The organism is Microcoleus sp. w2-18bC1 (assembly GCF_036700365.1).
In the GTDB taxonomy this organism is placed as follows: domain Bacteria; phylum Cyanobacteriota; class Cyanobacteriia; order Cyanobacteriales; family Microcoleaceae; genus Microcoleus.
Window position 1 is genome coordinate 34,167 of record NZ_JAUBOS010000024.1, and the last position, 11,508, is coordinate 45,674.

10 protein-coding genes are annotated in these 11,508 nt (G+C 45.0%); 4 read left to right on the plus strand and 6 right to left on the minus strand.

What is annotated here, in order from left to right; genetic code table 11:
* Positions 1–2: 2 nt before the first annotated feature.
* Positions 3–2,063, plus strand: a complete 2,061-nt coding sequence (locus QT979_RS14850; RefSeq protein ID WP_333212889.1) for an adenylate/guanylate cyclase domain-containing protein — start codon at positions 3–5, stop codon at positions 2,061–2,063.
* Between the two features lie 84 nt (positions 2,064–2,147).
* Here QT979_RS14850 and rpmB read toward each other — a convergent pair whose 3' ends face one another.
* From rpmB to rppA, 5 genes are all read right to left on the minus strand, one after another.
* Positions 2,148–2,384 carry a 50S ribosomal protein L28 gene (rpmB, locus tag QT979_RS14855; RefSeq protein WP_006634309.1) on the minus strand — a complete coding sequence of 79 codons (237 nt, stop codon included), beginning with the start codon at positions 2,382–2,384 and terminating at the stop codon, positions 2,148–2,150.
* Between the two features lie 155 nt (positions 2,385–2,539).
* Complete coding sequence (htpG, locus tag QT979_RS14860; protein ID WP_333310789.1) at positions 2,540–4,528, minus strand: molecular chaperone HtpG; 1,989 nt, start codon at positions 4,526–4,528, stop codon at positions 2,540–2,542.
* Positions 4,529–4,781: 253 nt separating this feature from the next.
* Positions 4,782–6,113, minus strand: a complete 1,332-nt coding sequence (gene rppB / locus QT979_RS14865) for a two-component system sensor histidine kinase RppB (RefSeq protein ID WP_333212885.1) — start codon at positions 6,111–6,113, stop codon at positions 4,782–4,784.
* A 210-nt stretch (positions 6,114–6,323) separates the two neighbouring features.
* On the minus strand, positions 6,324–6,554 hold the full coding sequence (locus QT979_RS14870) for a hypothetical protein (protein WP_333310791.1): 231 nt from the start codon (positions 6,552–6,554) through the stop codon (positions 6,324–6,326).
* A gap of 86 nt (positions 6,555–6,640) precedes the next feature.
* Positions 6,641–7,330, minus strand: a complete 690-nt coding sequence (rppA, locus tag QT979_RS14875) for a two-component system response regulator RppA (RefSeq protein ID WP_333310793.1) — start codon at positions 7,328–7,330, stop codon at positions 6,641–6,643.
* A gap of 206 nt (positions 7,331–7,536) precedes the next feature.
* Here rppA and QT979_RS14880 point away from each other — a divergent pair, with 206 nt between their 5' ends.
* The 3 genes from QT979_RS14880 (at position 7,537) to QT979_RS14890 (ending at position 10,760) form a co-directional block, all read left to right on the plus strand.
* Complete coding sequence (locus QT979_RS14880) at positions 7,537–8,541, plus strand: multicopper oxidase domain-containing protein (RefSeq protein ID WP_333310794.1); 1,005 nt, start codon at positions 7,537–7,539, stop codon at positions 8,539–8,541.
* Positions 8,542–8,701: 160 nt separating this feature from the next.
* The gene (locus QT979_RS14885) at positions 8,702–9,733 is read left to right on the plus strand and encodes a helix-hairpin-helix domain-containing protein (RefSeq protein ID WP_333212879.1); all 1,032 of its coding nucleotides are present in this window, start codon (positions 8,702–8,704) and stop codon (positions 9,731–9,733) included.
* A gap of 73 nt (positions 9,734–9,806) precedes the next feature.
* Positions 9,807–10,760, plus strand: coding sequence for an FTR1 family protein (locus QT979_RS14890; protein WP_333212878.1), 954 nt, complete (start codon positions 9,807–9,809; stop codon positions 10,758–10,760).
* 252 nt (positions 10,761–11,012) lie between these two features.
* Here QT979_RS14890 and QT979_RS14895 read toward each other — a convergent pair whose 3' ends face one another.
* Entirely contained in the window at positions 11,013–11,492 is a 480-nt protein-coding gene (locus QT979_RS14895) for a hypothetical protein (RefSeq protein ID WP_333310796.1), read from the minus strand.
* Positions 11,493–11,508: the final 16 nt, after the last annotated feature.

Below are 11,508 nucleotides of genomic sequence, written 5' to 3' on the forward strand. Positions count from 1 at the left end.
GTATGGTTTCCCCAAAAAATCAGTTTTTGCAATTTTCTCAATCTAGAAATTGGCAATATTTAGCAAAAGTAACTGCCATTGCTTTGGCTTACGCTTTAGGAGCAAAAATAGCAGTTTCAATCCCTGGCATAAATAAATTAGGTACGTGCGTCTGGCCACCCGCAGGAATTGCACAAGCTGCACTTTTATTGTTTGGGCGGCAGGTGTGGCCTGGAATAGCTTTAGGCGTCTTCTTTTTCGATATTTTTAACCAAAAAGTCTCCTTGATAAGTGGATTAATATCTGCATTAAGTGCTTGTATGCAAGCTTTTATCGCATTTAGTTTGTTGCAGAAACTCAAGTTTCGCCCGTCACTAGAACGGCTCATAGATGTAGTAAACTTAGTTTTCTGCGGTGCTGTAGTTGCCACTCAAATCAACTGTACTCTCGGCACGCTACGCCTCTGTGTAACTGGTTTAGTTGACTGGAGCGAATATTGGCACATTCGGTGGAATTGGTATCTTGGAGATACATTAGGAGTTTTAATTTTTACTCCCATGCTGTTGATTATATATAACCACAAGCCAGCGCCCAGCCCCTCACAAAATACAGCTTCTAAAACAATTCTAAATCGTATCGGTGCCGGAATATGCCTGCTGTTATTAGTAACAGTCAGTTGGCTAGTTTACAACTCAAAAAGTGAAAGTAATCTCTCCGGTTATCCCCTCGAATACTTGCCATTTCCCTTGGTAATTTGGGCAACCATTCAATTCGGCCAGGGTGGGGCTGTTTTAGCATCTTTCATTGTATCCAGTATCGCAATTTGGGGCGGTTCTCAGGGAGGTGGCCCCTTTATTGCAAAAGCGGAAAATATCAATCAGGCAATCTTATTTTTACAGGCTTTTATGAGCGTAATTGTAGTTACATCGCTGCTGTTGGCGGCGACAGTAGCGGAACGCGCCTCTGCTGAGGATTCGCTGCGGCAAAGCGAAATTAAGTATCGGGAGTTAGTGGAAAATGCTAACAGCATTATTTTAAAAATAGATAGGCGAGGAAATATTACTTTTTTTAACGAATTTGCACAGAAGTTTTTTGGTTACGATGAAAAAGAGATAATTGGCAAAAACGCCGTGGGAACAATTATTCCCCAGAGAGATACAAGAGGAAATGACTTGGCAGCAAAGTTGAGAGATATTTTGGAAAACCCAGAACAATATACGCGAAATGAAAATGAAAGTATCCGGCGCAGCGGCGAGCGGGTTTGGGTATCGTGGGCAAATAAACCGCTGTTTGACGCGGCAGGAAAGTTCGCGGGAATGCTGGCAATCGGTACGGATATCACAGAACGCAGGCGGGCTGAAATGCAGCTTGTAAAGCTGAATGACGAGTTAGAGTTTAGAGTGAAAGAACGAACTAATGCTCTGAATGAGACTTTAAGTGCACTGCGAGTTCAACAGGAACAATCAGAACGCTTGCTGTTGAATATTTTGCCTGAAGAAATAGCGAATCGGTTGAAGCGGGGAGACAGTACGATCGCAGACACTTTTGCTGATGTTACTGTCTTATTTGCGGACATAGTAGGCTTTACTCAACTCAGTTCGCGAGTTTCTCCAACGGAATTAGTTGCCTTGCTGAATGACATCTTTTCGACATTTGACAACCTAGCAGAAAGGCACGGTTTGGAAAAAATTAAGACGATTGGCGACGCTTACATGGTAGTTGGAGGGCTGCCCATGCCCCGCAGGGATCATGCAGAGGCGATCGCAGAAATGGCTTTGGATATGCAGCAGGCAATTACTGACTTCAGCAATACCCACAATCAAGATTTCAGCATCAGAATCGGCATCAACAGCGGCCCGGTTGTTGCCGGAGTTATTGGAATTAAAAAATTTATTTACGATTTATGGGGAGACACCGTTAACACTGCTTCCCGCATGGAATCTCACGGCTTGCCGGGGTGCATTCACGTAACAGAGACAACTTATCAGCAGTTGCGAGAAAAGTATTTCTTTGAAAACCGCGGCGCTATCGAAGTTAAAGGCAAAGGTCAGATGACTACTTATTTACTGCAATGCCGAAAATAGCTTTAGTAAAAGTTTTTCTCTAAAAATAAGGGCGATCGCACTCTCAAATGTGCGATCGCCCTCATTTTAATTTAGCCAAGTTTTTTAAAGCTTGTACAGGTTAATTCCAGCTTCCTTCGCCATGATTTCCAAACCCTTGTGTTGCAAGGTTTTAATTGCTTTTGTAGAAAGGTGCAATCTTACCCAGCGCTTCTCCTGCGGCCACCAAACCCGCTTCCACTGCAAATTAGCGTCTTGCAATTTGTGAGTGCGGTGGTGCGAGTGAGAAACTGCAAAACCGTTATTCGCCTTCTTTCCCGTTAGCTGACATTTCCGTGACATATTGCCCTCCAGATTACCGTTTTTTTGCGTGCAGCCTTTTATTATACCCGAAGGAAGAAGGAAGAAGGAAGAAGGAAGAAGGCTTGACTTATCCCTTTACCAATAGAAATAAACTCTTACTCCCCCCCTTAGCAAGGGGGGGTTGGGGGGGTTAATTACATTGCACGTTCAGTCAACTTTGTCAAGACTTGATTCGATCGCTCGACAAAATCCTTCATCCCTTCAGCATCGAAACCCTTCTGGGCCATCAAAGCCAAGTCGTAAACGTGGTGACAAATCATACTCGCCAACTGACTTGACGGAGATTCCCCGCCGCCTTGAATAATCGCACCCTGACTCAAACTCGCCAGATTTTGAATCAGCGGGTGAGACGTATTCACCAGCAAAACGTGGTCTTCGGGGAATTCGGCCGCTTGCTGCCGCAAAAGCGCCGTCATGTCTCGCATCCGGCGCACATCTTCCGGTAAAAGTACGATCGCAGGTGGCGTCGCCTCCGCAGAGTCAGACTTCAAAGCTTCTGTGCGAATGTTCACTTTCGGCTTATTGAGAGCTTTTTGGAACATTTCTTTAACTTGTTCGCTGCGAGTTTTATTCGTCGCCGGATCGACAATTTCCGCTTCTTTCTCTTTGTCAATTAGCGTTTCGTCGATGTCGGAATCAACCCGCGAGAATTTGACATCTGAGTGTTCTCGTTCCAGGAAGCTGATAAAGTGCGTGTCGATGAAAGAATCCATAAACAGCACTTCTAAACCTTGGCTTTTGTGCATTGCCACGTAAGTTGCTTGAGAGGCAGGATCGGTACAATAAAACACGCGATTTTCGTGGCGTTTTTGATTGCGTTCCAAATACTCTTTCAGCGTCGTGTAAGGTTGCGTCGAAGTAGAAGTTTCCGACTTCGGAGTCACATCCTGCCACAAATCTCCTTCCTCACTTTGCACCTGAACTTCGGGCGTTACAGTTTCTGGCTTCTCGGCTGTTGGTTCGTAGGTGCTGCGGTAGATTAAAATATCTTCGACTTGCTTTTTGAACTTGTCATCGTTGAGAGTTCCGAACTTGACAAAAGTGCCGATATCTTGCCAGCAGCGGATGTATTCGTTACGGTCGTCGCGGTAGACTTCTTTCAGGCGATCGCCCACTTTTTTCGCAATATAATCAGCGATTCTCCGCACAGTGCGATTGCTTTGCAAAGAACTGCGAGAAACGTTCAGCGGAATGTCGGTACTGTCAATAACGCCCCGCAGCGGCATCAAGAATTTCGGGATAATTTCTTCGCAGTGGTCGCTGACAAAAACCTGGTTGCAGAATAGCTTAATATTGCCTTGGGTAACATCGACATCCGGGCGCAGTTTTGGAAAATAAAGAATCCCGTTGACAATAAAAGGATAATCTGTATTCAGGTGTACCCACAGCAGCGGCTCGTCTTGGTACGGGTAAAGGTGGCGGTAAAGTTCTAAGTAATCTTCTTTTTGCAAATTACTGGCTGATTCCCGCCAAATTGCTTTGTGCTTGTTGAGTTCCTCTCCCTCAAATTTGATGGGAACTGGCATGAAATCGCAGTAAGTTTTGATTAACTGCTTAATGCGACTGGGTTCTAAATATTCTTGTTCTTCGTCTTGGAGGGTAAGAGTAATAGTAGTGCCGCGTTCCGTGCGGGAAGATTCTGATAGTTCAAAAGCGGGAGACCCGTCGCAAGACCAGTGTACTGCTGGGGAGCCTTCTTGGTAAGAAAGAGTATCAATCTCTACTTTCTTCGCCACCATGAAAGAAGAGTAGAAACCTAGACCGAAATGACCGATGATTGCGTCGTCGCCGTTGCCTTGGTATTTTTGAATAAATTCTTCTGCGCTGGAGAAAGCGACTTGGTTGATGTATTTTTTTACCTCATCGGCGGTCATGCCGATGCCGTTATCGGAAATTGAGAGGGTTTTGTTTTCTTTGTCGATCGCTATGGTGATTTGCGGTTCGCCCATGTCGCCGCCGTATTCGCCGGAACGGGAAACCATTTTGAGTTTGGCAATGGCATCGACGCCGTTAGAAATTAGTTCCCGCAAGAAGACTTCGTGGTCAGTGTATAGCGACTTCTTGATAATCGGGAAAATATTTTCGGTATGGATTGAGATTGTTCCCTGTTCTAAAACTGTCATAATTTTTCTCTCTGATGACTGCTAATTGCTTAGAAATAGCTATTTAATGATTTTCGGCGATCGTGCTCTCTTCTGCAAAAGGGATTACCACAAAAAGATGATTCGGTTTTCCCCACATCTTGCACAACTCTCAATCAGCCTTTGACTGGCGGGCAGGATGCCCACCCCACAACAAGAATCACTCTTTGTGGAACAGGCAGGAAAGCCTGTTCTTGAGCATGGTGCAAGATGTCAGTTTCCCTCACATAGTAGCTCACAAAGGCAACCGCAGCAGGAAAGTAGCGCCCTGCCCCAATTCGCTGCTGGCGCTGAGGCTGCCACGATGTGCCCGGGCAATGGTTTGGGCGATCGCCAATCCCAGTCCCGAACCGCCAGTATGGCGCGATCGATCGCTGTTGACTCGGTAAAATCGATCGAATATTCGCTCTAAATCTGCCGCCGCGATCCCAATACCGGTATCTTGAACCTGAACGATCGCCTCGATGTGATTGCAATCTAAAATAACTGTTACTTTCCCGCCCGCCGGAGTGTATTGAATGGCATTAACAATTAAATTAGCAACTAAGCGATAAAGTTGGTCGGAATTGCCGACAACATTTAATTGCTGCTGTACGCGCATTTCGGATGTTAGGGCTACCTTTGAGGCGATCGCCAAAGCTGCCAATTCCTCTACTAAATCGCTAACCAGGTCATTCAAACAACACAATTGAGGGCGATCGCGTATCACTTGATTATCCATGCGAGCCAGTAGCAGCAAATCAGCCACTAACTGAGTCAGTCGTCGGTTTTGGCGATCGATCGTCCGCAAAATTTCCCTCGCCTCTTTTTCATCTAATTGAGGCGTCAACAGTGCTGATTCTACAGTCGCCTGCGAAGCCGCTAAAGGCGTCCGCAATTCGTGGGCGGCATCGGCCGTAAACTGTTGAATCTGTCGGTAGGAAGAGTAAATCGGTTTCATGGCCAATCCTGCCAACAACCAACTAGCAAACCCTATCAGAATCAATGCTGTAGGCAATCCTAATTTCAAAACCCATTTCACTGTACTGAGATAATCATTAAAGTCTTGCAGGCTCCGCCCAACTTGAAAATATCCCCAATCTTGCTGTGTTTGGGTATGTAGCGCTACAGAAATTTGGTGATAAACATTGCCTTTGGTATCAGTTATTGTTTGCCAGTATTGGGAGTTAAATCCGGCTGGTAATTCTTCTGGATAATCGCCAGCCGTAGCAATTAATTTACCGGAATAATCAAATAAACGAATATAGTAATAGCCTTGGTTGATAGCGCTTAAAATATGGCGGCTTGGCAACTGTTCTGTAATGCCTTTAACTCCCATTAGGCGGAGGTTGGGTAAAAGTTCGTTGACTATAGGCTCCAAGCGTCCGGGCTGCTGCAATTTGAGTTCTAGGCTGTCGTGTAGCGTCCCCGCTACGGATTCTAATTCCCGGTCTATGGCTACCCAGTGAGCGTGGGCGATCGCCTTATATACACCAAATCCCAACAAGCTTAAAATCAAACCCATTACTGCTGCATAGGAAATGGCTAATTGCCAGCGAGTTCGGTTAAAGAGTTTATTTTGATTCACCTTTCATATATTGCTAGTAATTGGTAATTGGTAATTAGTTGAAGATAATATTTTTTTATCTACTTTTTTTATCTACCGCAGAGGGCGCAGAGAACGCAGAGGAGGAACAAAGAGAGAATAAGGCTAAATAATCTGGTTTCTGACACCCCTGCATAAGTCCTATTAAAATAAAAGTTTGCAGGCGAAAAATACATTTTTTATATTTGAATTTTATGCCAAATCCTCATGTTTTAGGAGTTCTGCATATTCGCTCATTCCGAGTTCCGCAAGTTGTCGGTCTTCTTCGGCAAATTCGCTGTAGAGTGCAGCTAAGTTAGTTTCATCGATTGCTGGAATAGTAACTAATTTGGCACGAAATTTCAGGAAAGCAATAAATTCAAATACTTGTTTGAGTTGTGCTATATCGAGCTTTTCTAACTCTTGTTGGATTAAATCTTTCATGGCAGTCATTTTTCCGATCGAGTTTTCTATATTATAGCCAGATACTGGAAACGAGATATAATCCGCCCGCTGTTGCCCCTACAGCTTTAATTTCTCATGCGGTATCCGACGCCGTGAACGGTTTCTATTAAATTAGCGCCGCCAACAGACTCAAGTTTGCGCCGCAGCAAGCGCACTTGAGCTGCTACCACATTGCTAAAGCTATCTGCACTCGCCTCCCATAGCTGATTCCGAATTTGGTCAGTGGTGATAATTTGGTTGGGATGTTTCATAAAGTATTCTAGCAGTTGAAACTCTTTGTTTGTTAGAGAAATTATCTGGCTGTTACCACTTCGATCGAGATGGCACACAGTTCGATTTCCGCAGTGCAAAACCAGATTTCCTACCTGTAGCTGTTGCGGTTGAATTTGGGGCGATCGCCTTTGCAAAGCCCGCAATCTTGCTAACAGTTCCGCCATCCCGAACGGTTTGACTAAATAATCGTCAGCTCCGGCATCTAGTCCCGCAACTTTATCTTCCATTCGGTCTTTTGCTGTCAGCATCAATACGGGCAGTGCGCTATTTTTAGCACGCAATCTCCGCAGCAGTTCCAACCCTGACAATCCTGGTAGCAACCAGTCAAAAATAGCCAGGTTATATTGCATCCAGTGACTGTCTAAATATTCCCAAGCTTCACTGCCATCCAAAGCCCAATCAACTATATATTTTTCCTGCTTTAAAGTGCGATCGATCGCTTTCCCTAAATCTGGCTCATCTTCAACTAGCAAAACTCTCATAACTCTAATTTATAGCGGTAAATCCTTATACATTGTTAGCGATCGGCAGCATCTACCCCAATCTTTAAGATCACATACTGAGATGAAATCAGCATGAAATTTTCTGAATTCGCAGAAAAAGAGAACTATTGACAATAATTGACAACAAGCTGATAATGTCTTATAATCAACCACGAGTGAATATTTGAGAAAAATTTTCAATAAGTATGACAGATTTATCCGATCGTCCCGCCATGAAAAAGCCGGGACGCTGGAGTCGCCGCCAACTGCTACAGCTAGGAATAGCTGGGGCTGGGGTAGCGGGCGGCGCGATCGCACTTCAAAACTTGACTCGCAAACCGGCATCAGTTGCGAGAATTCCGCCAATCCCCGCAGATGCACTCACCGTCAGCAATATCAACCCGATGCAAATTGCGCGGGATTTTGATTACGGCACGGTGACGCGCGAAAACGGGCGCACGGTTCGGGAATTTCGCCTAGAAGCTAATTCTTCGATCGTCCAACTTAACAGCGCCGTCACTTTCAACACCTGGAATGTCAACAATCGAGTGCCGGGGCCGACATTGAGGGCAACAGAGGGCGATCGCATCCGCGTCATTTTTTATAACAAAGCCGGACATTCTCATTCGCTGCACTTTCACGGCGTTCATACAAGCGAAATGGATGGCGTTAAACCAGTAAAAAACGGTTCAGTATTTATTTATGAATTCGATGCCAATCCTTACGGATTGCATCTATATCACTGCCATATTGCTCCTGTAACTCGCCATATAGGTAAAGGACTCTATGGAATGTTCATCATTGATCCGCCAAAACCCCGTCCTCCCGCCGATGAAATCATATTAATCATGGGAGGATACGACGTAAACGACGACGAAAAAAACGAACTTTACGCTTTTAACGGGTTGCCCAATTATTACATGAACAACCCGATCCCTATTTACCGAAATCAGCTAATCCGGCTTTACGTTCTCAACCTGATTGAGTACGAACCCGCCGTGACTTTTCACCTGCACGCCAACTTTTTTGACGTATATCGCACGGGAATGACTTTGACTCCCAGTGAAAGAACCGATGTAATTACAATGGGAGTAGCTGAAAGACATATTTTAGAATTCACCTACGGCTACGCCGGAAAATATATGTTTCATCCCCATCAAGATGCGATCGCCGAAGCAGGCTGCATGGGGGTATTTGAAGTCATCACTTAAACCAAATTCTGCTACCACGGTGCAGCGATTCAAATAAAGTATGAAATTATTTGACAAGCTCGATCGCAAATAGGTAGAATGAATAGCTCGCAAATAATTGAGAATTATTCTTAATAACTTGTGAGTCGAAATGCACATAACGTAAAAATTAGCAACAGCCATGTTACAATCCTTTCGCTTATTACCGACCGCCACCGCTACAGCCATCCTCGTTGCTCTGGCTGGTTGCGCTTCCACCCCCACGGCCAGCAACACCGACAGCAGCGCCTCACCCGTTGCTACAGCCAGTCCCGCATCCACAAGCGGTCACAGCATGAACCACGGCGGCAAAGGCGGCATCAACATCAATACTGCCATTCTTTCAGAGTTAGATAAACTCGAAGCCAAGTTAGGAGTACCGGCACTTTCTAACAAAATTCAAGCCAGCCGCCCTTACGGAAAAGTCGAAGAATTGGTTTCAAAAAATGTCATTACTCAAGCCCAATTTGACCAAATTAAAGACTTGGTAACTATTGAAAATGTGGTGCTGACAGGCGAACCCAAAGATGTAGACTACATGACTAAACTTGGCTTGATGAAAGGGCATCTTATCGTAGCAAAAGAACTATTGGATCAAGGCAAACCAGACCAGGCAGAACCGCACATCGGGCATCCAGTCGAAGAAATTTATGCCGATGTGGAAGATCAGCTAAACGAGCGTAAAATTCCTGAATTTAAGGCTACTTTAATTAAATTGCAGGATTTAGTTAAAGCAGGTGCAAAAGATCCGGCTCAAGTGAAGGCGGAATTTGACACATCAATGCAAGCAGTTGACGGAGCAATTGCCGCCCTTCCCGAAACTCAGCGCAAAGATCCGAAATTCGTGCTGCAAGTGATTAACGGCTTGCTAGATACAGCTAATTCCGAATACGGAGCCGCAGTTGCTAACGGCAAAATTTCCGCAATTATTGAATATCAAGATTCGCGGGGTTTTGTCATGTACGCGGAAATGCTGTACAAAGATATAGCCGAGCAAGTGGCTAAAACCAGCCCGGAAATTGACAAAGCAATTGTGGCTAACATGACAGAACTGAAGACAAGTTGGCCAACGGCGATCGCACCCCCCGCCCCCGTCAAAACCACCGAACAAGTCAACCAGCTAGTTAAAACCATCGAAAGCGACAGCCAAAAAGTTCTCAAACCCGCCTCTTAAAAAAGTCAACTGAAACCACGGTAATTGGTAAAAAGATTACCAATTACCTCCCGATATTACCTCAACTAAAAAAATGAATTTTGGCGAAGCATTGCCCACATTTGTAATTACTCTCCGCGAAGGAGTCGAAGCCGCCTTAGTTGTCGGAATCGTTCTCGCTTGTCTCAAAAAGTCGGGACAAAGTTATTTAAGTCCTTGGGTTTTCGGCGGTGTTGGCGTTGGAATTATTGCCAGCGCTTTGATAGGTGTACTTTTCGGCTGGACTATTCAAATTTTGTCCGCATCCAATCAGCCTTTTGCACCGATTATGGAGTCGCTGCTAGAGGCAATTTTTGGGCTTGTGGCGATCGCAATGCTGAGTTGGATGCTGATTTGGATGACCAAGCAAGCGCGATTTATGAAAGCCGAAGTCGAAGGCGCTGTGAGTGCCGCCTTAACGTACAACTCTCATGCCGGTTGGGGCGTATTTAGTTTAGTTTTGATTGCCGTTTTACGCGAAGGATTTGAAACCGTTTTGTTTGTGGTTGCCAAGTTTCAACAAGGGATTATTCCGGCAATCGGCGCTTTGGCTGGCATTCTCTCAGCCACCGGACTTGGCGTCCTGCTGTTTAAATGGGGAGTCAAAATTAATATCCGCCTGTTTTTCAAATATATGGGCATTTTATTGCTCTTCATTGTAGCGGGTTTAGTGGTATCTACTTTGGGAATTTTTGACAGCGCGATGAATATTTTATCGCAAACAAACCGCGAATCAGCCGCACTGTGTTTCTATTACGAAAGATTTACTAAAATCCATTCTTGCATTCTCGGGCCAATCGTCTGGAATACCTCGCAACTGCTTCCCGAAGAAAAGTTTCCTGGTTTGTTGTTGAGTGCGCTATTTGGCTACACAGATAAGCTCTATGTCGTGCAGGCGATCGCTTATTTCGTCTTTTTAATTACCGTCGGTGGCATTTACCTTCAAAGTTTGGCAGGTCGAGTGTTTTTCCCGTTCAAAAAAAACTCAGGTAACGAAATAAGAAATTAAGTGCGATCGAAACGCGATCGGCTTTGTAGTCGAAATGCAGGAGGCAGTTGTTTGTTGCTAATAACTAATTCGCCCCTAATACCAATTTAATGTGAAGTTGCACATATCTCGATCCCCCTAAATCCCCCTTAAGAAGGGGGACTTTGATCGGAATCTTGTCCCCCCCTTATTAAGGGGGGCTAGGGGGGATCGGATTCTATGCAGCCTCATAAAAAATTGGTATAACTTAGAGCGCATTAGGACATCAGCTATCTATTGATTGAATGTAAAACGACCGTCAACTTTTTCTCCGTTAATATCCGCAGTAACTTTCACGGGATAACTTCCTGCATCTTTGCCGGGAAACACCACAGCGTAATGTTTGCCCTCAGCATCATACTTGAGAGCTAGGGTTTGCTGCTTTCCATTCGGCAACTGCACTTGAGCCGTCACTTTGGCGTTAGGAACTGGTTCCTTTTTCTCCCCTTTTTGCAAAAAAACATCTAAATGAGTTCCTGTAGCTTCTTTTTCAGGTACAAACTCTAAATAGTAAGCTCCAGACTTGACAACTTGCCCCCCTTTAGTTGCTGTTTCAGGAGCAGTGGCGGGAGGCGAAGACGCAGGTTGAGAGGCGACAGGAGGGGAGGCTGGAGTGGTATTTGGATCGCTTGCTTGGTCGCCTTGACTGCAAGCTCCCAAAAACAGCAATCCGACACTACCTAGAACAATTAAATTTGACTTAAGCGATTTCATTTGTTTGACTCCTTGC